Origin of the sequence: Paenibacillus wuxiensis (genome assembly GCF_040195695.1) — a bacterium.
GTDB classification, from domain to species: Bacteria; Bacillota; Bacilli; order Paenibacillales; family Paenibacillaceae; genus Paenibacillus_B; species Paenibacillus_B suaedae.
In genome coordinates this window covers 71,432-98,093 of record NZ_JBEFZI010000001.1, presented here as the reverse complement: position 1 = coordinate 98,093, position 26,662 = coordinate 71,432, and the positions used below count along the sequence as shown (strand labels likewise).

The 26,662-nt window shown below is 38.0% G+C and carries 19 protein-coding genes, 1 pseudogene and 1 CRISPR repeat array; of the genes and pseudogenes, 8 read left to right on the top strand and 12 right to left on the bottom strand.

All coding sequences use genetic code 11. From position 1 onward, the window contains the following. Positions 1 to 326 precede the first annotated feature (326 nt). From ABN764_RS00390 to ABN764_RS00370, 5 genes are all read right to left on the bottom strand, one after another. A complete protein-coding gene (locus ABN764_RS00390) occupies positions 327 to 4,364 on the bottom strand; it encodes a non-ribosomal peptide synthetase (RefSeq protein WP_446670638.1) in 4,038 nt (1,345 codons plus the stop codon). Beyond that, entirely contained in the window at positions 4,361 to 7,450 is a 3,090-nt protein-coding gene (locus ABN764_RS00385; RefSeq protein ID WP_446670637.1) for a non-ribosomal peptide synthetase, read from the bottom strand. The genes ABN764_RS00390 and ABN764_RS00385 overlap by 4 nt, the downstream gene beginning before the upstream one ends. Positions 7,451 to 7,490: 40 nt before the next feature. Further along, entirely contained in the window at positions 7,491 to 8,492 is a 1,002-nt protein-coding gene (locus ABN764_RS00380) for a TauD/TfdA family dioxygenase (RefSeq protein WP_446670636.1), read from the bottom strand. An 18-nt stretch (positions 8,493 to 8,510) separates the two neighbouring features. Continuing rightward, positions 8,511 to 11,324 carry a condensation domain-containing protein gene (locus ABN764_RS00375; RefSeq protein WP_446670635.1) on the bottom strand — a complete coding sequence of 938 codons (2,814 nt, stop codon included), beginning with the start codon at positions 11,322 to 11,324 and terminating at the stop codon, positions 8,511 to 8,513. 135 nt (positions 11,325 to 11,459) lie between these two features. After that, a complete protein-coding gene (locus ABN764_RS00370; protein WP_446670634.1) occupies positions 11,460 to 11,690 on the bottom strand; it encodes a hypothetical protein in 231 nt (76 codons plus the stop codon). 79 nt (positions 11,691 to 11,769) lie between these two features. On the opposite strand from ABN764_RS00370, the pseudogene ABN764_RS00365 reads away from it, so the two are divergent. The 8 genes and pseudogenes from ABN764_RS00365 to ABN764_RS00330 all read left to right on the top strand — a co-directional run. Beyond that, positions 11,770 to 11,997, top strand: a pseudogene (locus tag ABN764_RS00365) (bacterial surface protein); the annotation flags it as partial. 74 nt (positions 11,998 to 12,071) lie between these two features. Continuing rightward, positions 12,072 to 12,251 (top strand): hypothetical protein, encoded by a 180-nt coding sequence (locus tag ABN764_RS00360; RefSeq protein ID WP_446670633.1) that lies wholly within the window; start codon positions 12,072 to 12,074, stop codon positions 12,249 to 12,251. A gap of 1,166 nt (positions 12,252 to 13,417) precedes the next feature. Further along, on the top strand, positions 13,418 to 14,695 hold the full coding sequence (locus ABN764_RS00355) for an ABC transporter substrate-binding protein (protein ID WP_446670632.1): 1,278 nt from the start codon (positions 13,418 to 13,420) through the stop codon (positions 14,693 to 14,695). A 150-nt stretch (positions 14,696 to 14,845) separates the two neighbouring features. Continuing rightward, the gene (locus ABN764_RS00350) at positions 14,846 to 15,232 is read left to right on the top strand and encodes a hypothetical protein (RefSeq protein ID WP_174809034.1); all 387 of its coding nucleotides are present in this window, start codon (positions 14,846 to 14,848) and stop codon (positions 15,230 to 15,232) included. 64 nt (positions 15,233 to 15,296) lie between these two features. Then, positions 15,297 to 16,595, top strand: a complete 1,299-nt coding sequence (locus ABN764_RS00345; RefSeq protein ID WP_446670631.1) for an ABC transporter substrate-binding protein — start codon at positions 15,297 to 15,299, stop codon at positions 16,593 to 16,595. Positions 16,596 to 16,840: 245 nt separating this feature from the next. Then, the gene (locus tag ABN764_RS00340; RefSeq protein WP_446670630.1) at positions 16,841 to 17,290 is read left to right on the top strand and encodes a hypothetical protein; all 450 of its coding nucleotides are present in this window, start codon (positions 16,841 to 16,843) and stop codon (positions 17,288 to 17,290) included. A gap of 160 nt (positions 17,291 to 17,450) precedes the next feature. Beyond that, entirely contained in the window at positions 17,451 to 17,816 is a 366-nt protein-coding gene (locus ABN764_RS00335) for a hypothetical protein (protein WP_021253174.1), read from the top strand. A gap of 371 nt (positions 17,817 to 18,187) precedes the next feature. Then, a complete protein-coding gene (locus ABN764_RS00330) occupies positions 18,188 to 18,451 on the top strand; it encodes a hypothetical protein (RefSeq protein ID WP_446670629.1) in 264 nt (87 codons plus the stop codon). A 263-nt stretch (positions 18,452 to 18,714) separates the two neighbouring features. Here ABN764_RS00330 and ABN764_RS00325 read toward each other — a convergent pair whose 3' ends face one another. From ABN764_RS00325 to cas5, 7 genes are all read right to left on the bottom strand, one after another. Next, positions 18,715 to 18,879, bottom strand: coding sequence for an aspartyl-phosphate phosphatase Spo0E family protein (locus tag ABN764_RS00325; protein WP_268627846.1), 165 nt, complete (start codon positions 18,877 to 18,879; stop codon positions 18,715 to 18,717). Between the two features lie 365 nt (positions 18,880 to 19,244). Further along, a complete protein-coding gene (locus ABN764_RS00320; protein ID WP_446670628.1) occupies positions 19,245 to 20,528 on the bottom strand; it encodes a helix-turn-helix domain-containing protein in 1,284 nt (427 codons plus the stop codon). 235 nt (positions 20,529 to 20,763) lie between these two features. Next, positions 20,764 to 21,656: direct repeats of the CRISPR family, unit length 30 nt; unit sequence GTTTCAAATCCTCATAGGTACGTTCAATAC. A 194-nt stretch (positions 21,657 to 21,850) separates the two neighbouring features. After that, positions 21,851 to 22,114: a CRISPR-associated endonuclease Cas2 gene (gene cas2 / locus ABN764_RS00315; protein ID WP_446670627.1), complete on the bottom strand. Its 264-nt coding sequence runs from the start codon at positions 22,112 to 22,114 to the stop codon at positions 21,851 to 21,853. A gap of 8 nt (positions 22,115 to 22,122) precedes the next feature. Continuing rightward, entirely contained in the window at positions 22,123 to 23,124 is a 1,002-nt protein-coding gene (gene cas1b / locus ABN764_RS00310) for a type I-B CRISPR-associated endonuclease Cas1b (protein ID WP_446670626.1), read from the bottom strand. Positions 23,125 to 23,127: 3 nt separating this feature from the next. Next, on the bottom strand, positions 23,128 to 23,637 hold the full coding sequence (gene cas4, locus ABN764_RS00305) for a CRISPR-associated protein Cas4 (protein ID WP_446670625.1): 510 nt from the start codon (positions 23,635 to 23,637) through the stop codon (positions 23,128 to 23,130). An 11-nt stretch (positions 23,638 to 23,648) separates the two neighbouring features. Next, positions 23,649 to 25,982: a CRISPR-associated helicase Cas3' gene (gene cas3, locus ABN764_RS00300; RefSeq protein WP_446670624.1), complete on the bottom strand. Its 2,334-nt coding sequence runs from the start codon at positions 25,980 to 25,982 to the stop codon at positions 23,649 to 23,651. Beyond that, complete coding sequence (gene cas5 / locus ABN764_RS00295; RefSeq protein WP_446670623.1) at positions 25,970 to 26,653, bottom strand: CRISPR-associated protein Cas5; 684 nt, start codon at positions 26,651 to 26,653, stop codon at positions 25,970 to 25,972. Before cas5 ends, cas3 begins: the two co-directional genes overlap by 13 nt. Positions 26,654 to 26,662 lie beyond the last annotated feature (9 nt).

The window sequence follows — 26,662 nt, the reverse complement described above, 5'->3', positions numbered from 1 at the left end:
CTAAATATGATCATAACTGAACTACGCAATCTTCGCTCTTAACTGGTACGATAGTGCACTTTCTTTTAGAATTTCACAGCCTAGTTTAAGATTTTTCTCAGAGATATTTAAAGGGGGAATAATTTTAATTACACTATCATTCCTACCTCCCCTTTCTAGAATTAGCCCCGGACATAGGAAAACCCATATCCACTTATAGACTTAGACAGAACAACAATTTTCGATAAAATCCAGCTTAGCTTTGGTTTACATATACCTGTCAAGCCCCTGCATGATCTGATCAGCAGAAACGTACTCACTAATATGTTTTTTATATAGTTCTATTTTTAAAATATATTCATATCCCTCCCTTTTACCAAGTTATTAACAAACGAGGCTACATTTTGGGCATGATTATGGTCGATAAGATTCTCATGATGACCTGGAATTGGAAAACAAACACATGAGCCGTTTGTTTTTATCTTCCACTGCTCATGATCCGTTAATGGGACTGGTACTTTATCATCTTGCTCAACTGCATATAATAAATAGATATCTGAATTAATTGGGTATGAGGAATAATAATTTTCAAAAGCAACCTCATTTGCTAGACGAACGCGGAAATGTCTGAGAGATCCGTTATCCGAAATTTTGTTGAACAAACTTTTAAGCAATTCCTCGTAGTCGATATCAGTGGATATTTCAACCCCATTTTGGTGGGAAATTTGAGTTAAGAGCTCATATTTATTTATATTTTTCCGCTCACTCTCATGGTTTTTGGCGGGAGCGTCGAGGATAATTAGCCACTCTAAGGATTCACCTGCTTCTTCAATTTTTCTGGCTAATTCAAAAGCAACATTTCCACCATAGGACCAACCTAATATTCTATAGGGTCCTTTTTTGTACATCTTTTTAAGTATCTGATAATAATATTTTGCCAATTCCTCTACAGTGTATAAAGGTTGTTCATCATTTTTAAATCCCTGGGGAACGAAACCATAAATCGTAATGTTATCTAGTAAATGAACTAATTCATAATAATTTATTAGGCTTCCGCCACCAGTTGGAACTAGAAATAAAGGATGTTCCGAGTCTTTACCTTCTTTCAAAAGAACAATCGATTTGTCCTCATTTATAACCCCGGTACGAATAATTTTCGCAATCTCTTCAACCGTTGCATGCTTAAATAACGTCGTGATAGAAATATTTCTATTAAATGTCTTATTCAATACATCCATCAGTTTGACTGCTTTAATTGAGTGTCCACCAAGATCAAAGAAACTATCATTTATATTGAGGTTATCTATTCCAAGTATATTAGAAAAAATTTCTAGTATCTTTTCTTCGAGTTTATCTCTCGGGGAAATTCCTGCATCTTTTAATATAGGGTACTTATTATCTCTTAGTCGTGATTTATCCAATTTCCCGTTATTATTTAGTGGAATAATATCAATAACAAAAAATTTTGTTGGAATCATGTGATTAGGCAACATTGTTCTGCAAAAGTTTCGTAGCTCCGTGCATTGAATTGATGAATGTTCAACAATTTGAATGTACGCTACCAGTATCCTGTCTCCTTCAGTAATTCCTGTATTTTCAGTAACTACCGCACATTCTAAAATATCAGGATGTCGAGATAATACGTCCGCGATTTCATCTAATTCAACCCGCATTCCTCTGATTTTTAATTGACTGTCCGTTCTACCTACAATATATAAGTTTCCTAATTCATCATAATAGGCAATATCACCTGTTTTATAAATTCGCCCTTCATGAAACGAATTTTCAAAAAAAGCAGCTTCTGTTTTTACTTGGTCATTATAATAATCCCTAGCTAATCCTACTCCACCAATATACAGATTGCCACTGACGCCAATAGGCACCGGTGCCATTCGATCATCCAAAATATAAATATAATTGTTCCCTATTGGTCGGCCGATAGAGATGTTTCTCTTTTTATTTTTTGTATTATTCTGGACACATGTATTAATAGTTGAATCAATTGAAACCTCTGTGACTCCATAGCTATTGTGGAGGTTCTTTTTAGAAAAACGCTCACGAAATAGTGTTATTATTTCAGGTTTTAATGCCTCACCACTAGAAAAGACTTCTCTCAATGCCGAAAGATTTCCATCACCGACTGTATCTATTCTTTCAATTACCATCTTAAGCATACTTGGAACGAAGAAAACAATAGAAACGTCATATCTTCTTAACGCTTTAATAATTTCATATGGATCCCTATGATGTCCGGGTTCCAAGACAGCTACTCTGGCCCCAGTCATTAATGTCCAAAAGTACTCTAACCCAACATCATCAAAGGTTAAAGTTGTTTTTTGAAGAACCGTTTCCGTCGGTTCTAATTTAAATTTTTTCTGCATCCAAAAAATTCGATTTACCCATCCTTTATGTAGAACAGACACCCCTTTTGGTTTTCCCGTGGTTCCTGAAGTATAGTATATAGCCACCAAATGATCTGAAGTTACAGTAGAATTAGGAGAGTTATTCGGATAATCGGCATAAACATCTTCCTGTGCTAAATTGACAACCATAGTCACATCATCCGGTATAGGTAATTCTGGACGATTAATGAAACAAATGGCTGCATTCGAATCCATTAAAATATGACGATTTCTTTCAATTGGAGCGTCTAAATCAATAGGAACAAATGCCGCACCAGCCTTTAAAACAGCAAGCATGGCGATAGGCAATATTAAAGATCGCTCTACACCAATGGCTACCGATTTGTCCGGGCCAATTCCATGATCTATTAAGAAGTGAGCAAGTTGATTAGACTTAAGATTTAATTCCTGATAAGACATCTTTGTGTTTCCGTATACTATTGCAGTATTTTGAGGATATTTATTTGCTGCTTCCTCAAATAATTGATGGACACACCGCGTATTTGGAAAATCCATAGCTGTATCATTCCACTCAAAAACTACTTTGTTATGTTCGATTGCATTTATGGCACTCATTTTGTCAATTTGTTGCTCTGGATTTACAACAATTCTTTCCAAAAGAGCAATATAATTTGCTACTAATCGCTCTATCGTGTTACTTTTAAATAAATCACTTCTACATTCAAAAGTTCCACTTATAGTATTGGATTCTTCTGTTAAATCCAGAGATATGTCAAATTTTGACGTTTCATTGTTCTTTAGACTTAACTCCCGAATATCTAAAGTTTTCCCCCTCTCCTCATTAGTTATAGATTTTTCTAGGCTAAACATTACCTGAAAAATAGGGGAAAAACTCTCGTTTCTAGATTTGATCAGATCATCAAACAACAAATCAATGTGGATATCTTGATTATCAAATGCATCTAGAATTGTATTTTTCGTAACTTCCAATTGGTCTGTAAAAGTAAAATTATCATGAATTCGGCTTCGTATCACAAGCGTATTAACAAAAAAACCCACAACTTCTTCTAAATCTGCCTGATACCTGTTCGAAACGGGAGTACCTATCAAAATATCTGTTTCCCCTGAGTATTTCCTTAATAAAATACTGAAACAAGTAAACATGAGCATAAATAAGGTGCAATTTTGTTTTTTTGATAATATTTTCAATTTATTTGTTAGCGAGGAAGAAATTATAAAATTCACTGTGATTCCTTTTTCACTCAATTTCTGTGGGCGTTCATAATCACATGGTAGTGTAAAGGTATACGAATGATCCTTCAGCTGATCTAACCAGTATTTTTTTTGCTTCACAAATCCACTCGTATTAATTAGATTATTTTGCCATACTGAATAATCTATATATTGTGTGGCTACTGAATTAAATTCAGGAAGAGTTAAACCTTTATTGATATGCTCATAAAACGAAAAGATATCCCTGCGTATTATTCCAATAGATTGACCATCCGATATAATATGATGCATTTTTAAAACAAAGATATGTCGGTTATCGCTTACTTTGAAAAGCTTGAATGTGCATAGATTTTCTTTTGCAAAATCGAAAGGGCCGTTGGCCCTTTCTACAATTCTTTTCATTTCATACTCAGCTTGTTCAGATGTCATTAAGGATAGATCCAAATATCGGTAATCCGCTTTTTCTTCACTTATAAATTGATAGGGAACTCCTTCATCTGAAGATATTTTTATTTTTAGTATCTCTTGTCTCTTCACAAATTCCTTTATGGCTTGTTCAAATGCAACTAAATTTAACTTTCCCAATAACTCGTAAGAAAATAGCATGTTGTACGCAGTACTGTTAGGCTCAATTTGTTGCATAAGCCACAATCTCTTTTGTGAGAATGATAAAGGGAATTTGTTGATAGTCCGGGGGGCTCGCTCAATTAATTTTGATGTCCTTCTCTTTTTCAAGATATTGTCAATTAGCTCATTCTTGTTTTTCATTGCACTGAATGTTTTTTTCAACTATTCCCCACCTCAACCCCGCTATTCTCCAATATCAAGTTTTCAACAACGACAGAAAGTTCTCTAATAGTCGGTGCATCGAAAATTTTTCTCAAAGGTAGAATTACACCGGTTTGTTGGCGAATTTCCGATATTACTTGCGTGGCTATTAAGGAGTGCCCTCCCATGGCGAAGAAATTATCATCTATGCTGATTTTCTCCCGTTTCAACGCACTTTCCCATATATTAGCCATCAGAATCTCAACAGTTGTCATTGGAGCGACATATTTTATTGTCGTACTATTTGCCTCAGTTAATGCATGATAGTCTATTTTCCCATTATTCAAGAGAGGCATTTTATCCACTATTTGAATTAAATTCGGAATCATATATTCCGGTAATGACAAGGAGATAAATTCTCTAATATCACCAACATCTGTCTCCTTTTCTAATTCCACATATCCGACTAACAGTTGATCTTCCTTTTCGAAAACTTTGACTGCAGAATACCTTACGCATTCATGAGCACTGAGTACTTTCTCAATTTCCCCTAGTTCAATCCGATAACCTCTTAGTTTGATCTGACTGTCAGCCCGGCCAATATAACCAATTTGACCATCTAAATAGTATCTGACTAAATCCCCAGTTCTATAGATTTTCGTTTTCTCATCAAATGGATTGTTTATAAATGCTTCCTCATTTAGCTTTTGATTCATGTACCCTAGTGCTAATCCATCCCCGCCAATATATAGTTCACCAGCAACACCAGGCGGAACCAAATTAAGATCCTCATCCAATACAAACAGATTTGTATTGTAAATTGGTTTGCCAATCGTCTCAAACGTATCATCTTCATTGCATATATGATAAGTCGTATCAATACATGCCTCAGTTGGCCCATATAAATTAATAATCTGGGCATTAGATTTTTTGAAAAATGCCTTTTGTAATGGAAGTGTCAACCGTTCTCCACCACTGAATACTCTTTTCAACGGCAAAGAACTGAACAAATCCTTTTCTACTAGAGCTTGCAACATGGTAGGTACCACTTGCAATGTGGTAATATTTTGTTCTTTGATCACCTCTAACAGGTAATCTGGGTCTGTATGCATTCCAGGCTTTGCTAGTACTAATTTCGCTCCTGTCGTTAGAGGAGCATAAAACTCCCATACTGAGGCATCAAAACTTACTGATGTTTTTTGTAGAACGGAATCCCCATCATTTAGTTCAAACTTGCTATTCATCCAATTCATATGATTACAAATCGCTTTATGTGGTACTTTTACCCCCTTCGGTTTCCCTGTTGATCCTGAGGTATATATCATATATGCGATATCCATTGGAGCCAGTTCAACTTCTGGAAGCTTGTTAGAGTGGGTGTTAATATGAACAGATTCCTCTTCTAAAAATACCGAGTTTGGGAAAATAGAGCTAAAGCGAGGGTTGTTTTTATTTTTCAATATTACTGTTTTCGTATTTGCATCATTGTAAATAAATTCAAGTCTATCATCTGGATAATCTTGATCAAGTGGAAGATAAGCAGCTCCAGCTTTAAGAACAGCTAATAAGGATATAACCAATTCCAGAGATCTGTCCATACATACGCCGACAATATCTCCTTTATTAACACCTGTCTTATGTTTTAAATAATGCGCTAGCTGGTTTGATTTCTCATGTACTTCCTTAAAAGTAAGACTTGAAAACTCTGAAATAACAGCAATATTGTCAGGTGTTTTCAGTACCTGTTCTTCAAGCAATGTTACTAACGATAAGACTCTATTTACTACTAATTCTCCTTGTAATATAGAAAGGAGCGGGGCTTTTAAAATATCTGAAATGATATTTGATGTGATTTGCTCTTTAGGGTCTCTGTATGCTTTATTGCAAATTTGGATAAGAATATCCTCTAAAAACTCAATGTGTTTTTGATCAAATAGTTCACTATTATAGTTTAGTGTAAGAATTTTATTGTGCTGACCATGATTGATTCTTAACAGAAGGTGAAAAGGCTCGAAGACCTCTGATTGAAATAACACCTTAAATGTGTTGTTTCCTGATTGAACAGTTGTACGATATTGACTCTCAAACCCATAAGAAAAAAATTTCTGACTGCTTTTCGCTCTTTTAAAAATATGATAATCAAAATAGTCTGCGTATTCCTGACTGTCTGTCATTTCAACAATTGTTCTACTTATCAGTTTCTCGAAAGTATCAGCCTCTTGCCAATTCGAATACAGGGGAACAAATCTGTTTAATGGTCCGACAACCTTCCCCAACTCTTCGTCTTCTCGACCCTTTGTGTGTATGCCAATTGTAAGCTCTTTTTCTTCTCCCAATACATGTAACGTTACATTCCAACATGACAAAATAACTGAGTCTATCGAACATTCATACTTTTCTGTTAATCTATTCAAACCGTTCCATGTATCTTCTGGAAATTCAAATGTGTACGCTTTCGAAGGAAAATATTCAACTTTCTTATTTTTAATCATGGAAAGTTGATTCTCATAATGGTAGAATCGCCCGTTGTTCCAAAAACTTCTTTCCTCGGAATATTCATCATTCGTCAATAAATCATTTAACCATTCAGAAACAGCATAGTAGGGAACCTCTTCCTGAAGCAATTTACTTTCAATGTCAACTTTCATCAAAACGGATAACTCTTCAAGAAATATTGAAGGCTCAATATCAGAATTTTGAGGATTAAATGCCAATATCAAAACTTTTTCATCATTCGAAATATCAATACTCACAGCCTCGAACAGGCTATCTCCAACAAGTGCATCTATCTCACAACGAATTCGTTCATCTAAATCTCTGCTTTTCTCAATTGATTCAGTAAGAACATTTTTATATCGGTAATTTGGAGCCGAGTCAATCTGTTGAAGATGCAAATTATACTTAGGGTCTACACCAATTCTTGTTCGTAACGCACTGTATTTTTCAGCTAGCCTTTTAATGGCCAACTCAATGTCAAAATTTGAACATTCCCCTTCTATTCCAATGACTACTACGTTAGGTTTAGATGAAATCAAACCCAGGTTTTTAAGTTCAAAAATTCTTTTCTGCTGTGGTGACAGAGTGTATTCTTGCATTACATTTTCCATGCCAATCCTCCCCAGTACATTTTATTAATCAATTGGATTTTTAACGGCTCACAGGTTCTCCCATTGCTACAAGCACTTTTCTTTCCCCTTTATATGGATTACGTGCATGAGCTACAAGCATGTTATCTAACATAAGAATGTCTCCCTCTTGCCAAGGAAAAGTAATTGTACAATCTTCATACGCTTTGCGTATATGCTCAGCCACCTCAATCTCAATCGGGCTTCCATCACCGTAATAAGTTTGATACGGTAACCGGCTTTCACCGAATTCTTCAAGCATTAAATTTCTTACATCTTCTTTTAAACTACTGCTGTGCCAAAATACAATGTGATTAAACCATAAATTTTCATTGGTATCAGGATGTATTGCAACTGCAGGACGTACTTGCTTCGTAGTTAATGTATCATCATCATTCCAGTAGCAATCAATGTTATTTTCTGAACAATATTTTTCAACTTCTTCCCTGGACTCCGTATGGAAAACATATTTCCAACTCTGTCCAAATCCGTTCCTAAAGTTTCTGACCAACATCCAGCCCTTTTCAACAAACTTATTCCTTATTTCAGGATCGATCTTATTATAAACTTGCCGGACATCTGCAATGGGGGTTTCACCACCTTGAGCGGCAACTGTAATACTGGAAAACCATATTTTTTTCGGCCAAGTCATGACATATGATAGTTCATTATGCAGTGCAATCGTTTCCTCATTCGGAAACTCCGTTGAGGTATACACCTTTCCTTTTACTTGCGTTCTTGGTGTGGCCCCTTCCTTATAACTAAGGGGTTCCGTACAACTGACATCGATAAATTTATAGAAGCTTTCTGCTGTTTTGGTTTCAAACCCTCTAAATAGAACTCCGCCATATTTCAGGATTTGATTTTCAATCATATCTTTATTAGTAAGATACCATTGATTAAGATCCAGTTCAGTTACCGTTGGCTTTATGACTAATGGCAATTCCGTACCTTCCATGAATGATTCCCTTACAACATCCTTCTTTACAAGAAGATGTGCATCTTTGTTGAATTTCTTTTTCACAGTAACACCTCCAAATGATTATTTGAATCGATTAAATCTCTTTTTACTTTTGCTATTATTAAGCATTAAAAGCTTATATTCATGTACCATTCTGTCCCACTCGTCTCGTGCTGAACGTAGATCCCTGGAGGAATCAGATACAATAATTGAGATTACTGACAAATAGTCATGCAATATTCTTTTTATAGTAGCCTTGCTAAAAAGCTCTGTTTTGTACTCAATTACAACTTTCATTTCATTATTTTCAGCTTCAACAAGATTCATTGTTAAATCCCACTTGCTTTTACCACTGTGCCCCCACCAAATTTCATTTTGTTCCACTTTTAAACCCTCAATGTTTGTTTCTCCCTTTACATCGAGAACAAACCATGTCTGGAAAAAGGGAGTTAACCCCGTTCCCCTTTCAGGATTTAATATTTCAATAAGTTTCCCAAATGGCATCTCTTGATGGTCAAGAGCATCAAAAACAGTGTTTTTAACCGAGACAATAAGTTCATCTAACGTTTGATTTGGCTCAATGACTGTTCTTAGAACTAAACTATTAGAAAAATACCCTAATATATTTTGTACTTCAGGCCGATTTCGATTCGCTACAGGGGTACCTACCACAATATCTAATTCATTAGAATAAAAATATAAAAGCATCTTATACGCAGTGAGTAGGGTAATATACAAGCTTGCATTGTTTTTAATTGCTATTGATTTAATCATCTCGATAGAAGAGCTGGGGATTTCACCAAATAATACTTCACCTATATCTGTAGTTTCAAATGAAGGTTCACGATCATAAGGTAGTATTTTTCTTGAATGAGCACTAATCAATTTATCTTTCCAATAATCCAATAGAGCTGGAAATTCAGATCCAAACCAAGTATTTTTTTGCCAATATGAATAATCGGAATATTGAAATTGCACATTCTCGGGGAGCACATTTTTATCTCCACTCAAGTAGAAGCTATAAAATTGCCCTAGTTCTTTCATAAAAATATTTCCTGACCAACCATCAAAAATAATATGATGAAAGTTCAAGTAAGCGAAATATGTATGATTACTTAACTGATACAGAGAAAAATAGTATAAAGGCCCAGTTTCCAATTCAAACTGGTGTTTAGATTCTTCTTCAATCACTCTTTTTAAACTTTCCTCAGAATCATCCGTAACGGAAGTATTAATTTCTAGTTCAAAAGGTTCATAAGGTTGAGTATCTTGATTTATTGAATTCCCGCATACTTTAAAATACGTTCTCAATATATCGTGCCGTTTTACGATTTGATTAAGGGCATAAACATATGCAGATACTGAAAAATTCCCTTTAAAAATAATGTGACCTGGTATGTTGTATTTGGTACTCTTCCCTTCAAACTGTTCAACAAGCCAAAGAGATTCTTGATTAAATGAAATTACTCCTTTTATTGTTGAATCATAACTTTTAGTATCCAACGAGGATAATAATGGCCTGTCCAAAAATCTATTCATAGATTTATATTTCGCTTTCTTTTTATCGTTTTTTTGTATATTCACTATCTTTTTGACAAGTTCATTAATTTCACAATTCGGATTTCTGCATATTTCCTCTAAAATAGCTATATATTGTTTAATAAAACTATCAATGAACTTGTCATTAAATAACTGTATACGATATTCCACTTGAATGAAAATTCTTGCTTCATTTATTCTTTCGATTACATTGATTTGCATATCATTTATTTCATGGCCATTGAACTTAATCTCCATATCCAAATCCAGACCATCCATTTTATCTAGTTTTTCTGGACGGTAGACGAATGAAACCCCAAACAACCTTCCAAGTTCAGGTAATCCGAGTTGTTCTTTGAGTTCTTGAACCAATTGATTATACGGATATTTTTGGTGCCTAAGGTACTCTTGCTGCTCTTTGGAAATTCTCTGTAACAGAGTAATTACGCTTTCCATAGGAGAAATTTCTATTCTTAGCGGAACCGTACTTACAGTCATTCCGATAATATCTTTTAGCTCTTTACTTGTTCGATTAGCATAACTTGTTCCAACAACTAAATCTTGCTTATGTGTGATTTTATTTAGAAGGATAGTTAAAGAAGAGAGACATAAATTAAAAATGCTAATATTATTTTTTTTACAAAATTCTTTCACATTTAGATATAAGGACTGATCCATATCTAAGATTTTTCTTTGGGCCAAGGTTTGAGTTATGAGGGGATTATGTTGTTCAAATTCAGTGAAGTCAGGAATATTTCTATATTTCTCCAACCAAAATTGTCTATCTTTTTTGTATCGTTCTGATGTTAAATAGTTTCTATCATTTATAAAAAAATTAAAATAGTCATTTTTATAATGTTCTATCTTATTTTCATCTTTATTTAAAAAAGATTGATATGTTTCTGATATTTCATTTATTAACTTAAATAAACCGAGTCCATCGCAAATAATATGATGGATCCTAATCATATAACCACATTCGTCATGAGCCTTTAGCATCAAAAACTCACATAAATCGTTACTGTATACACTGATTTTTTCTTCATCAAAAAATTCATGATAATAATCAACCGTTTTTGTTTGAGTCACACTAATTAACTTAATTTTTTTATACTCATAAGGTTTAATAGATTGTTTATTCTCACCGTGCTCTAGCACTATATTTGTTCTTAATATTTCATTGTTTCTCATGATAATATTTATTGTCTTTTCAAGCAAATCAAAATTTATAGTCTTTTTTATACTAAGCTTTGCTGTAATCAGCCATGCATTGGTATACGGATAAATCATCTCCATATACCATATTCTTTTTTGCGATTCTGTCAACGACTGCATATCAGAGATTACCCCGTTCATTTACCCTCCCAAAAAAAGGATAGACCCACACACTCTAACTTTTATTCCATTCCATCATTAACCAAGTATGGATTTTCCATGATTTCAAATACATAAACAATCTAACACGGAAATTTTTTACATGCAACAACAATTTCAAATTTTTATTGCTAATTTTTTTGTTAAGAACCCCCGTAATTTCCATCGTATCGCATCTTCCACTGCCTTTGACATGGTTGATGCACCTTCTACAGGAAAACTAGTACATAAACGCCCCGCCTGTTTCATCAATAAAATCTGTTTTTGCAATCGTAATGGTTTGAAATGGAAATGTGCAATTTTGCGAAAATGGCTTTCCCTCATTTCATAAACGTTCCGATTCTTCAAAGGATGCCTCATTCATAAGCGCCCTATATCATTGTTCGATCATCTACATGTTTTTTCATTAATTTTTATTTAATACCAATTAATAGTCGTTACCATGATAACGGGGTTAGAAAAGGAATTTGACCTGAGCATGGGAGAAGTGAACGCCTTTATCAACTGGTATGAAAATAAACAAGCCGGTTCAGGCACGGCATCCTATGCCTTAAACAAGCATAACAATAACAAGGGCCCGTTCAGCAGCCGCAAAGACTATGTAATTTTCGATAAAATACTAACGTTCGAAGTAAATGAGTATTCCATAAAATAATTCTGAGAGACGTAGGAAAAACCTCCTCATTTGTCGAAGTATGTAGAACTATCGACGAAATGGAGGTTATTCTTTTGGATAAGTCTATAATTCTTAAACTAGTTAACGAAGTTACCGAAGAGGTTTTCGCCAAAAATAAAGAAGCCCTAGATGATGAATCTGTCTTAACAGGTAATGTTGAATTGACTGTTCGCTTATCAGCTCTGACGACAATTAAAATTCTAGAGCGCCTCGAACTTATTGATTCAGAGTAGGATTTTTCTTCTATGCTTTTCAAAGCCTCCGCAACAGTTCTTTCCAACTCTGCTTAATCGATTTCAATGACTATTCCTCTAGCTGCCCCGATTGAAGGGCAGCTAGTTCTTCCCTCGCAAACTCCCTTATTCGTTTTCGTTGTTCACATCCTTCGCCTCCTCTCAATCAAAAAAGGCCTCGCCGTAAGCGAGACCTAAATGTTAGTGATATTGACTTATTTTTGTCGTAAAAGCTTCCTCGACAAGACGAATCTCCTCAATATTTTCTGCAATCATTGTATCGTATTCAGCAAGTTACTTTTCTTTGACCTTGATTGCAGATGCTTCGTCCCCTGATTCTCCTATGTTTTTTCAAGGTTGCTATTCCTTATAGGTACTTTCAAAACTACATGGGCAGCAACAACAGACAATGGTACTACCTAGTTTCAATTCCTTATAGGTACTTTCAAAACGCATCACAAGATCGATCCTCGTCAGATCCGAGAAGTAGTTTCAATTCCTTATAGGTACTTTCAAAACGGGACCGGCTAAAGAGTATACCTGCACTAGTTACTAAGTTTCAATTCCTTATAGGTACTTTCAAAACTCATCCCCATCTGTACTTTTGTAATATAATTTTCCATGTTTCAATTCCTTATAGGTACTTTCAAAACCCCAAAAAGTGGCGCCACTACGCCAATAATATCAAACAGCAATTACTCGTACAAGTCAGCTTCACTAATTTCTATTTAACCAAATACAATAACATATCTTAAAATATCTACTTCTTACTGACGATATCTTCAACTTTCAAATTGTCGTCGATCCCCCGGAGATTTTACGCTATTGGAGGTCGACGACGATTTGTTGAAATCATACACGTAGATTCCAGCTAGCTCATTCACCTTTTATGTAGAATCGCACTTTCTTTCTATCTATCTTTAATCTTAACTATCTGAACATTCATAAGCAACGGGTTAAATTTAATTAAACATACTCTTTAGTCGTACTCATCATTGTTGTTCCGTGAAAGCTCGTCGACCAACCGAACAACTGCGACTTATATAGATGTTCTTCTAACACCTCAATATAACTCCTCCACTCCCTATTTACATTTATACCAATATATAGTATAAATGACTTACAGACTAATTGGTATATTTTAGAAGTCTAATTTCCACATCGAGGTGTTTCAATTGAAAAGAAGACTCTTTCCAACGCTTCTCGCTTCAATACTATGTTTAGCTAGTATATTAACGGGGTGTCAAAAAAACGAGGCCCCTCCATTCTCTAAGGATAAAAAGGCAGAGCTTACGATTGCGTATACGAATGAAAATGCTTTTCTAAAGCGCTACGGCAATCTATTTAATCAAGAGTACCCTAATATAAGGCTTTCAATCTTATCTACGATTCCTCTCGTGACCAAGAAGTTATCTGTGGAGAATTGGGTTCAGCAGAACAAATTCGATATTATCTATTTGCCGCCTGATCTAGTAAAAGAAATGGCTGAACGAAACGATTTGCAAGAATTAGACTTATGGATAAAGCGAGATTCCTTCCCGCTGGAAGAATACATTCCGCAAGTCATCGAATATGCCCGCTCAATTGGAAATGGGAAGCTATATGGGTTACCTCCTACCTTCTACGGACAAGCTATCGCATACAATAAAGACCTTTTCGATACGTACCATATCGAATATCCGCAAGAAGGAATGACTTGGGAGGACTTGCTCCGCTTGTCCGGTAAATTTCCAAAGGATGACGGGCGTGGCAACACGCTTATCGGTCTTGGAACCAATGATTCTTCTTCCTTTGAATTCATGCTGAAGGTCGGCTTCGGGCAAGGCCTAACCATGATGCAGGGCAATCCACCCCAAGCGACAGTCTCAAGCGACTCCTGGAAGCAAATTTGGCAGCTTACGCTTCCCTTATTGAAGAGTGGACAATTAATAAATAGCTCCGATCTCAATACGTATATGGATGCCTTCCTTGCTGGAAAACAAGCAATGGCTGTGGTCACGTATGAAGAGTACAAGCAGTTGACCGCCCAGAAAAAAACTACATCTCAATGGGCACTAGCTCCATTTCCTGTTAACCCCAACCAGTCGGACAACAACGATACATTGCTAATCGACGGATTGTATGCAGTATCCGCTCAATCTACAGAGAAAGAAGCTGCTTGGGAAATGGTGAAGTTTCTTAATTCTCGTACCGTTGCGAAATGGAATTACCGCTCTTTATATGGCTTTTCCACCTTACAAAACGAATTGAGCACGAATCAAGAGGAACGTGAACGACTATCTGCCATGTATGCGTCGCGGCAATCCTATCATCCCATAGGAGAAGTACCGTTTGAACTTGTAGATAAGGCGAATGCTGCAATCAAAAACATACTGAAAGGCGGTCAGTCGCTGGAAGAGGCTTTGCAACAATTGCAGAACGAGGATCAGCAGATTCCAAAGTAATTCCGATGTATGCGGATCATTCCGTTTACATATATCACATCATCCAGATTGTACAAGTGAGTCGTTACTACGTCTTGCTGGGGGTGATTCATTGTTGCACCGCAGAACTGCAGAATGGATTTGCAACAATAAATGAAGGAGATGTGAAGAATGAAAAAGAAAATTACTGTGTTATGCCTTGTAACTGCCTTGTGCCTCGTTAGTGTGGCGTCAGTATCAGCTGCCGGAAAGGATCCGGATGCAGAGACGGTTGCATACATCGACTATGTCATTGGAAACCAAAAGAAAGTGAAAGGCAAATCTTATGCCCGAACAACCAATTCGAACATGAAAAAAATTAATGTGTTCGGAACCTTCTACGAGGGATCAACCCAGAAGGAACAAGGAACCAATTCTACGACTACCAGCGGTAATGAAACAGCATGGTACACAGGCGAATACAGTGCAACAGGTTCTTACAAGTTGAATACATTGTCGCGTACATACTACAAGGATGGAACAGAAAGCGATCAATCATCAGCAAGCGATTCTTGGTAATAACTTAAAAAGGGTGGGTCTCTCCCACCCTTTTTTCCAGTTTATATTCGTTGGAGGTATCATCATGGGGAAGAACAAAGTTGCAATACTCTGTATTATACTCTCGATGCTATTATTATCAGCTTGCCAAAGCAACGTTGAGAAGCCGATAACGATCACGGTGGAGTACCCTTCACCAACCGAGTTCTACAAAAGATATGGTCATGCCTTTGAGCAAAAATCCCCCTCTATTAGCATTCAAGTTATCCCTGAAGCGGATCAGTCATCACCGGCTGATCTACGTTATATGGACAATTTATCCGCTTATAAGAAGCTTAGCGACTCAGGCGATCTGCTTAATCTTGAACCGTTTATCAAGCAAGATCCTGATGCATGGAAGAATATATCTCCGATCATGTTAGATTCCTTAAAAAGGATTTCTGGAGATCGGCTTTACGGTTTGGCGCCTACCTTTTCAAGCTACGCCATTTACTACAATAAAGATCTGTTTGCTACATACAAAATCCCGCTTCCGAAGAATCAATCCACTTGGAAAGATATCTTTGACTTGGCGACCCGCTTTCCCTTGCAGACCGATGATGGAGAACCGTTATACGGATTTAAGCCCAATTACTATGAAAATGTAGGAATCTCGCTCATTATGCGTTGGGGACAAACGGAAGGATTGCGATTCATCGATCCCGAAACCTTAAAAATCCAGATGAACACACCCGCATGGAAGGCAATATGGAGTAGAACGATTGACGCGCTGCGCTCTGGACGCATCTATAAGCAAACGCAGCAAACCGAAGGTACGATGTCACTCGACCCCATCTACACAGGCAATGCCGCTATGGTGCTGCAATCCCAGGTCGCCGCTTATAATTTTGACATTAATCGTAATTTCGAGGGCGGAAAGGCTATTAATTGGGACATGGTAACTGTTCCTGTAGATCCGCGCAAGCCGGAATTCAGCGATTACTATCGCATTGAGGAAATTTACGGAATCTCAGCAGCTTCGGAGCGGCAGGAAGCAGCTTGGGAGTTGCTGAAGTGGATGATGCAAGGAGGAGCCGTGACTTCCACGGAAATCAACCACGGACTTCCGGCGCGAACCGAACTTATTGCTACCGTGAAGGGTCATGACCTATCCCCATTGACGATGCTTAAGGCTACCCCATCCAATCACAATCCTTATGATTCCGTTCATTACGATATCATCAACGCTTTCAAAAGCGTCGGGAACCAAATCGTGGAGGACGTCATTGCGAATAAACTAACCATTGAAGAAGCATTAATTCAAATCGATGAAAAAGGCCAACAGGCTGTCGATGCCGCAGCCATTGAAGTATCCAAATCCGAGGAAAATAACGGTTCAGAGTAAGGACGCTCCGCTGCAATTATGGATAATCCATATGTACAGGTAAACCAAAAAGTCGAGTATGGAGGCACTTGCAAGCCCTAACTCGACCTATTGGGTTGCCGTTTTTTTTCACCTCCTAACTCCTTTTTCCTATCAATTCGTTCAATCCTAATAGGTACGTTCAAACGAATCAGTTTCGTCTATGATGTTTTTCGTGCGTATATGAGCAATTAGTCATATAATGTAGAAAAAAGGAGGTTATTTATTTGAAGAAATTTAGTGCAATATTCTTGATTTGCGTATTAGTATTGGTAGGCTGCGGAGGTGGACAAGCATCCAAAGATGAAGCTCTAGCACTCGATTATGTCAATACATACCTAAACGGCACCGACAAAGAGGCTAAGAAAAAGTTCGTTGAAGAGAAGGTACATCCAGAAGCTATGCCGCTGTTCGCTATGGGGATAAGCCTAGAAATTCCTGAAAAGAATATGTACAAAAACCCGAAAGTTATTGAATCAACGGATTATGAAAAGGATGGAGAGAAAGCCACTATCGTATTGCTGTCAGGAACTGTAGACGGGAAAGATAAAGAAATGATCGTGTTAACGATGGATGGGAAAATAGGATTCGGCTTCGAGTCTGATAGCAAAAGTGAGAGTATGAAGAAAAATTATGATGAGATGCGTTCCAAGTTCAAAACTGAGCCACTGAAGTAACAAACAAGCCTCGGGCAATCCGAGGCTTTATTTTTTATGGGGCAGCACCAACACGTCATTCGCACAACAAAAAAGTAAATTTAAGGTATTAATAACGCAAAATGGAATATATAAAATAAGGAGGTGGCCACCTCTCAGTTTGAAAGAAGGAGTGTTTAAATTGAAAAAAGGATTTCTTGCCGTATCATTGTCCCTGTTTTTGGCTATTGCTTTAATCGTGTTTCCTTTCTCCGGCACTAATGTAGATGCTAAAGGGGTAAGTGGCTCAATCACGATCAACAAAGAAACATATAAATATATCGAAGAATCTTTCGGAAAAAATCGAGGGATTACATTCAATCCAGGCCAGCATACGTACAAAATAACCCCGAATCCTCACGACAATCCCAAATACAACAAAAAACAAGAGCAGTTCTATGAGGAGATCGCAAAAGGCGTTAAAACTCTTGTAGAAAAATCAGGCTGGAAAGATACTCTCAGCAACATTACAGCTCTGGGTGAAACCTATACATTAGCTCCACGCTAAATTAGTTCTACAAGAAGAATACAACATGTTGTATCACTCAGTACCTTGTTTTACCCATCTTCAAAAATATGTACTTCTCAAAAATACATGTGATTGAATAGAATCTTTCCGAGCCCTTGTTATGACAAGGGCTCTTTCCATTTTGTCTCCATCCAATATCAATAAGTCCTTTATGCTGCACCCAAAATATCACTAAGCCTTGCGACGCGCCTAGCTTGGTGTTTTTTCGAAATGTCATCAAGCCTGCGACCCGGAATGGTCATGAATGTTTGTTTTTCGAAGGCAATCCTGCTGATTATAGGGCTACAACCCACACAACGAAGGAGTGAACAGAATATAAAAAAATATGCCTATGATAAGGGAGTGCAGTCATGTCAACAGCCAGTCTAAAAAAGTTTGTCGGTAAATATGTGTTCGTACGTATTAAGGGGCAAAATAAAGGGTTTCCTTCCTTTGTACAAGAGGTAGTCGTCAGACAAGGGAGCGGTTGGATTACACTGTGGAAATGTTTTAAGTGTGCAGGTCCCGTTCAAATTCTCTATCGAACGAACCAAATTTCCAGTATTCGTGTTGTCGATGATCCTTTGTCAGAGAATAAATGCAATAGCAGCAGAGGAACAAGAAAGCAAAAGTAAAACCAACGCCGTCCTAGATAGAGTTCACTGTGAAGTTCGTTGTTGTATTCGGGTTAATCTTTTCAGACCTTGGTATTTCCGACTGGAAAGACCGGGGTCTTTGTGTAAAGTGCACCGTTTAAAGGAAACCCTCATATCTACTTGACTCTGCAGTTCCCACACTTCTTGAAGCCATTGCATCATGCCTCCTCTATATGAATCTGTTATTACCATTTCAATTAAAATAACCCCAATATGTTAAGCAAAATATCGGGGTTACTAAATTATTGATTCTTTCTTTTTTCCTGACGTGATTGCATTTGCACAATGTATGTATCAAGTTGTTGGCTGATTCGTATTACTTCTTCGTCTGCGAAGCCACCCTTAATCTGAACAATCTCTGTAAGCTTCTTCCTAAGCTCATTTATTCTATGCTCCAATGAATCCATAACGCTCACCTCACGTACACTATCTCTCCCTGAGTATAATGCACGTTCCAGTAAGAAATGTGAGAAAATACCACTGTATCACTTTGTCGAAAAACGAAAAAGAGCATCAAATGATGCTCCCAACATTACCACGGATATACGCTCCTGATCCGCCTGAGAGTGCCGCTACTGTTGTCACAAAGGTAACTGTTTATAGAAGAGACTTGAAATACAGGCTTTTGATTAAGTTTTTCATACTTAACCCTCCATTTCTTACCACGGATGAATGATCCCAATATCTGCAGCCAATGAATCAGTTGTTGTTACAAATATAACTAAGTAGAAACAGGATTTGAAGAAAAGTTTTTTTATCATTTTTTTCATACCTAATCCTCCAATTCTTTTGAACTCTGAATAAAGTATGTGTTCAATTTTTCAAATGTGGACTGAGGGGATACGCTATGCTCTAAATGGATACGCACAACGGTATTCAGACATTCTTTTTCTTTAGTCGTATCATTGACTTTGGAGTAGTTCAAGGCTGCCTCCACCATATAGGTAACGCATGTTTCATAATTGCCTAATGCTAAATAATATTCGCCTTTTATCCGAAGGTAATCGGCGTATCCTGAAAAAATGAAAGGATTGCCTTTGTCTAGGATTGTCGAGTCTATCTTACTGTTCTCCAGCAAAGTCTTTGCGTCTTTCAGGTTGTTTTGCTGTAAGTATAATTGAAGGAGATTTTTTGTTGCAGGAAGGGCAGAGAGATCACTGCAAGTCTTAAGAAATGTAAGGAGTTGTTCGATTGCTAGGTCTGTATTTCCTTTCTTGGCCTTTATTAACGCTTCGGCAAGAACCACGTTTTCTTGGACATTGGGATAATTAAATTGTTTGTACTGTAGACAGTAAAATTCTGATTCTTCGTATTCTCCAATGCAGAAATATGCTTCAATAAGGATACCAAGTGCATTTACTTTATGGTGACTTGCATTGCTGTCTTCAGCAAGTATTTTCTTACAGTGATGAATACTCTCTTTATAGAATTTTAAGTTGAATGCATGAACACCTAATTTGTAGTATAGCTCGATCTGCTCTTGTTGAGATAAGAAATCAATATAATGAAGGACATATTTTCCATGGGAATAAGTTTCCTTCAATTTGCTAAAATCATTTCTTTCAATTAGGTAACATCGATACATCCCCTTGGCAATATAAGGCATAATTCCATGTGATCGAGAGTGTTCAACGATGAGGTTATACAGTGATAATTTAATGGAGGTGTCTTCTATGGAGTCAATATGTTGATAAAGCCTTTCGGTCAAGTCAAAACTGTCTTCATTCGGAGATTCAAGATATTTAGTCGCAACTTTTCGGATCAGTTCAGTAGAACTTTCTTGCCGAATCGTTGATTGTAGAATGTGTAGCAAGGATTCCGCTCTTTTCTCAACCTCTACATAATAATCAACCAATGTTTCAAAAGGTATATTCAATGTCACTGCCAATGGACGTACACTCGAAAATTCTGGACGCTTTACTTCGCCGTTCTCGATTCTTGAAATCGTAGCTCTAGGAACACCTGATAATTCTGACAATTGAGTGATCGTCATATTTAATGAGCGCCTTGTATTTTGGACTAGCTCTCCAATTGTTTTAATGATTGTTGCGTCCAATATCATCCCTCCTTCTCTCAATTAGACACCTATATTTTACCATGTTGTGTAGCTCGTGTAAATTTAATGAAAATAAGAGGTAAACATGAAAAGGAGCAAGAATTATCTCGCTCCCTCGTTTTTTGGCGGCTTGTATACTCAATCTTATCACAGTCTTCATATCCATCCAGTACGCAACTTCTTTTTGTAGAGTATCCTACTTTCTTTATTGCATTTACAATTTGCTTCTTGAACATTTTCAATTCCTCATAGGTACGTTCAATACGACGCAAAAATCATTACAACAATCGGTGAACTAATCGTTTCAAATCCTCATAGGTACGTTCAATACCAATACCAAGCTTGTGACGCATCAGAAGAGTGGCCGCGTTTCAAATCCTCATAGGTACGTTCAATACGCAGATTATTACAAGTACATGGATCAACAAAAGAAGTTTCAAATCCTCATAGGTACGTTCAATACCAATACCAAGCTTGTGACGCATCAGAAGAGTGGCCGCGTTTCAAATCCTCATAGGTACGTTCAATACGCAGATTATTACAAGTACATGGATCAACAAAAGAAGTTTCAAATCCTCATAGGTACGTTCAATACCTAAATATCTATCGGAGTTTGGTTTTTCCGTTGGTGTTTCAAATCCTCATAGGTACGTCCAATACCGATCTGTGGTTGATCCCCTCTATAAAGATCACCCATGTTTCAAATCCTCATAGGTACGTTCAATACTTAGTACGTCCGGTAGGCGAGGCAGCCGAGGTTATGGAGTTTCAAATCCTCATAGGTACGTTCAATACATCCTTCATCCCCGCGCCGTATTGCATCGATCATTGCAGTTTCAAATCCTCATAGGTACGTTCAATACCACGCCAGAACCCGTTCTTTGATGTTCACTGCCTCGTTTCAAATCCTCATAGGTACGTTCAATACGGATCGGTGTCGGGCTGGAATTAATCGAGGTTCTATGTTTCAAATCCTCATAGGTACGTTCAATACAATCAAAAACGTAATACCGCAAAGGAAGGCAAACATAGTTTCAAATCCTCATAGGTACGTTCAATACAAATACCTCCTTTAGAGGGGCATTGCACCCCTCTAAAGTTTCAAATCCTCATAGGTACGTTCAATACCCAAAATATCTTGCTACTAAGCTTATCCTACCAAACGCTAAAACCCGCCGGCAAGCAAAAACATTTAATCCTGAATATCCATTAATAAAGGTTTATTTACAAATCTCTCTGTGATTCTGCCTTATTCTCGTTTTTTCAGATTGTCGTCGATCCCCAGAGGTTTATGCGCTATAAAGGATCGACGACAACTTAGGTTAAATAAAAAACTCATCCCCGCCCTTCTTTAACCCCATTTCTTCTCTCTTGGAATATTTTTGAGTGCGAAACGTATAAAAAATAACGGAGTCCTCCGTTGGATCCATTAAATTTTCTAATTCCATTTTCAGCTTTACGTAATTGGCTCCCGACATTTCGCCTTCAAATACCGAATTTTGAACCCAATGCAGGTATTTCCTTACGATTTTAACTGCCTTACCCACTCTTTTTTCATTAAAATCATAGACTAAAATCACGAACATATGATCACCTACCACATCGAATGATATGGGACATACTTTTGTTCCCCGAGAAAATGCTTTTGCAGCTTGTATAATTCTAGCCTTATTAATCGACGATAGGAGACCGATTTTCCTAAATGGCGGTGATTAACAGTTGTTTGCATTCGTTTATCAAGCTCTTGGGCAAACTTTCTTCTCCCGTCTTCTGTAAGCATAATGCCGTCCGTGTGCTCGTCAAAATCTTTCTTGCCCAGCATATTTTTATTTACCATTGTAAATATAAGACGATCCACCATAATTGGCTTAAAAATCTCCGCCACATCCAAGTTTAACGAAAACTTTCGAAAATTTGTGGCATGTAAATATCCGATTCTCGGATCGAGAAATGTTTTATAAATTTCACTTAATACGATCGTATAACAAATTGAATTTCCGAAACTGATTAGAGCATTCAAACGGTTTAGCGGCGGCCGTTTCGTACGTTTTTCAAAAATAAAATCAGGGTTCCCCATAATAGAGTCAAACGCCTGGTAATACCGTTCTCGTGCATGTCCTTCGACTCCCATTAATTCTTCAATGCTGACAACATCATGTATTTGTCCTGCATTCTTGCTTAGCGAAGTAACAAGTTCTTCAAAAAATTGTTTATTATCACGTCTACCACCATAGTATTTTAGTACTTGCAGCATCTGTCCAATAGAACCTTTTACAAAAGTTCGCGCCAACTCCAAACGCAGATCCATATTGATATAGTGCTCCACTTGCTTAACGATAAGATGTCCTGAATTATAATGCTCTCGCGGATAAAAAGTGCCTATGTAATAACCGTAATGATTGAAATAATGTATTATGATTTCCTTTTGTGTTGCAAATTCTAGAAAGCGCTTCGAAACATCTACTTCTCCAAAAATAAAAATATCGTTCGTATCTTCCACCGGAATATATTTTCTGCGCGATTCCGATTCAAAATATAAGCTATTGTCCTTTCTTCGCAACTCACCGTTCTGAAAAATATATAAGGACTTCTTCAACGCTCATCCCTCCGCCCAACAAAATTCCCGATATGCGCACTTGCGACAAAACCCAATTTTCTTCGGAGCTGGCGGTATCGGATTTTGTGAAAGTGCCTGTATATCCTTGATCGCAGCTTCAAGCTCAGTGATTCCTTCTTCCGTCAGTTCAACATGTTCTTTTCTCTTTTCTTCTGGAAAGAGTAGTTCTCCTCTCGCCTCAATTCCCATCTGCTTCAGCGTATATAAGTAATACATAAGCTGATAGCGAGAGCTAGTCAAAAACTTGGAAGACTTTTTGATTTCTCTAATTACGAGCTCACCTTTTTCACGCTTCAGCCGATCCATCTTTATCGAGCCTATCGCTACTTCCTTCTTCTCTCTCCCGTAGCGATATTCGTGAATGAAGCGACCAATCTCCACATTTTCATCTTCTTCATCCGGAACAATCTGGTGCATATTAAGCCAAGCTTCCCGTTTACAAATAAAGTAGTACCAAATATCCGTTCCACCTACTGGCAGTCCTGAATTCACGGCACTTCCTCCTAAATAAAATTGTCAAACTGCTCGAACTGTGTGCGAAGGCCAATTTGCGAATCATATACCTCGGTTCCATATAGCAAAGGAATTCGGTGCGTTAAAAAGTCCTCCTTGCTTGCCACCTGTAGCGCCTTTTTGACAGGCAAATTTAAGACATAATAATGAACTAAAATCATAAACTGCTTTCGATCGTCGAACGTCATCTTTTTCATGAAAGTCTTATCCGAATATCGTTCATATATATCGGCTGCATGATATAACCCAAACTTTTTTTGCAAAATGGAATACGACTTGGGCAATAGCTGCCGCTCATCTTCATTCGGATTCCATGGAACGAAAACAGGCAACCTCATCACGCTCTCATCAAAGGGTTGAAAACTGGATAGTTTCTCCCACTCTCCTTCATATGCGTCTCGAATGTATGCCATTGCCGCCTCATACGTATTATGGCGGAACATTTCCTCATAATAATGCTTTACTAGTTCCGTAAGCTCCGATTCCATCCACGTAGGTTGTTGCTGCAGCAACCGATCCGTAATCTTCTGTAGCAATTTAGGATAAATAAAGCTGCGCGTATCCCTCTTACCTTCCCGATAAAACGGGAAGATCGATATTCTTCCTAATACAGATCCCTCCAAATGGCGATTGACGCGTCCAGCCGCTTGGACGATTGAGGGCATAATCGGCATCGCTCTAGCTACATGCTGAAAGCTGACATCTACTCCCGCTTCAATAATTTGGGTTGAAACAACATACAAAGGATGCTTGCGATGCTTATCTATTAACCCCCGCCTGATCGTTTCAATTGCGATTTTTTTATGAAGAGGTATCATTAAGCCATGAAGCAGATACGCCTCTTTCTCCTCTATATTGCGATACACCCGGTAAGCGTCTTCGATTGTGTTCAGTATAATCGCCTGCGAAGATACTTCTTTTTCCTTCAAAAACGTAACCAACGAATCTTCATCCTGAGCCTCTTCAATAAATAACCGATACCGATCATGGTTAGAAGACGCTTTGACTTGAAGATCGATAGGCTGTTTGGACAGCCCATAATGGAAAGGCGGCATCGTTGCGGACAAAAAAATGACCTTAAGGTTTAAAAGTTCGCTTAAGGCTTCAAGTCCACACAGAAATACATTCCATACATCAGGATTCAATATTTGCGGCTCGTCGATGATAATGACGGCATCTTGCAAAAATGCCCGACGCAATACATCTTGCGATCGTTTAGGAAACAAAGCCTTCCCAAATTGATGGAAGCTGGTACACACAATTGCATGTGCCCACGATTCTACAGACAGTTGACTTTGGCTTGTACTTTGCTTATGATCGTCCTCCTCCAGCAAGGCTAGTGAATGATGCTCTAATGCTTTCTCTTGAATGACTTCTTCTATTACACCGCTGGTCTGTTCGATAATGGACAAGTAAGGCCCGACATACACAATCTTTTGGAAATGTTGCTGCTCACCGAACCAAGAGGCAATTTTCATAGAGGTAATCGTTTTTCCGTATCCGGTTGGCATTTGCAGTGTAAAGAATCTCCCCTCAGGGTTCTGCAGCAATTGTGCCATGATGTCCGCTTGGGCATGCAGCCGTATCACGGACATTGATCCATTTTGTTTTCGACAGTAGTTGTCGATCAACTCTTGATGGCGATAGTGGGTATTGGTATCGAACCAGCTAGTATATACCTGCTTCACATCAAATCGATCACCTGCGATTAAGCTGGCCGTATTCTGCCTCCACTTTTGAACACGCTTCATCAGTTTAAGCGGTTTCCAAGCTCCATAGCCGATTTGCAATGTCTCTAGCGCTTCTTCTACAGCTTCCTCCGCATCTTTTTTCAGCCATTCCCTTAAACTTTCCGCATTGATCTTGATTATAATTAATTCATTGTACTGCTCATATATGAATGCCTCTATACCCACAAGATCAAGTTCTGACCAATCATAATCTTTAAGCCAGCCTTTATCAGATAAATTATGCAGTTGGCTATGGTGATCCGCGATATCTCGCACGAACCACAGCCACTCTATGCAATATTGCTCCCACTTCCCCATACTCTGCAGCATATGGTACCCAAGATATGAAAAGAAGAAGGCCCCGCAGGCAGAATGATTGGGGCCCTCCTTTGTTTTTTTATGAATGTAGTCTTGCCATTTAGTATGACTCTTCGCTATATCGTGGCAAATCCCTGACAGTCCGGCTAATTGTATAAACGCATTGAGTTCGTTATTCAGAAACCCTTCTACCGATTGCCTTACTTGTATGAGATGTTCGCTTAATAACGATCCCGGTCTGGCAATGCATTGATCGAAGGGGATTATACGAGACATACTGCCTCCCCCTTAATCAGGAACACATCACAGCTTCCATCTGTGTCCGCTTTTTTCCGAAAAGAGATCGGCCCTCCATCTTTCTCATAGATGTAAGATATAGATTTCTCGAAGGTCCGATTCCCCTTATAGTCCTTCATAAAGCCTCCTGCACGGCTGTACGTAGACTTAGACTCGGTTAAAATCAAATCCTGGATAAGCGGTGTTGGAACTGCAGTACGTGTCGTAATCACATCTTCTTCAAGGCGCTTTACCTGATGAACGCTTCCCACTAACTGAGGAAATGTTAGCGCAAAGGCCACTCCCAAATACGTCGGATAAACAGAATACCTCTTATTCAATTGCTCCTCAAGCCGATCAACATGCTCGTAGCCAGCGTAATATATACGGTAAGCTGGATTGACTAACAGTTCCATTGCGGTTGGACGATTAAACGTAGTACCCGCATCTTTACCTAACATGGACATCTGCTGTGCCGAAGTGCGCACTGGGCGCAAAAGCTGTATCCCAACCCGATCACTGGTTACAAAATCCGATATGCCAATAATTGCGCCCACCATACCTTTGACCGCCGTTGGTGTGATAAATGGATACGTTAGATGGGTCGCTGTCGTATCCGGTCTCCGGAAATGGGCGATTGAGCCCTTCACGTCAAAAATAACTGCTTTCATCATCATCGC

Coding starts and splice junctions, on each gene's coding strand:
- ABN764_RS00385 (WP_446670637.1), bottom strand. CDS start 7,450: ATGGAAAATGTAATGCAAGAATACACTCTGTCACCACAGCAGAAAAGA.
- ABN764_RS00375 (WP_446670635.1), bottom strand. CDS start 11,324: ATGAACGGGGTAATCTCTGATATGCAGTCGTTGACAGAATCGCAAAAA.
- ABN764_RS00350 (WP_174809034.1), top strand. CDS start 14,846: ATGAAAAAGAAAATTACTGTGTTATGCCTTGTAACTGCCTTGTGCCTC.
- ABN764_RS00345 (WP_446670631.1), top strand. CDS start 15,297: ATGGGGAAGAACAAAGTTGCAATACTCTGTATTATACTCTCGATGCTA.
- ABN764_RS00330 (WP_446670629.1), top strand. CDS start 18,188: ATGTCAACAGCCAGTCTAAAAAAGTTTGTCGGTAAATATGTGTTCGTA.
- ABN764_RS00325 (WP_268627846.1), bottom strand. CDS start 18,879: ATGGATTCATTGGAGCATAGAATAAATGAGCTTAGGAAGAAGCTTACA.
- cas2 (WP_446670627.1), bottom strand. CDS start 22,114: ATGTTCGTGATTTTAGTCTATGATTTTAATGAAAAAAGAGTGGGTAAG.
- cas3 (WP_446670624.1), bottom strand. CDS start 25,982: ATGTCTCGTATAATCCCCTTCGATCAATGCATTGCCAGACCGGGATCG.
- cas5 (WP_446670623.1), bottom strand. CDS start 26,653: ATGAAAGCAGTTATTTTTGACGTGAAGGGCTCAATCGCCCATTTCCGG.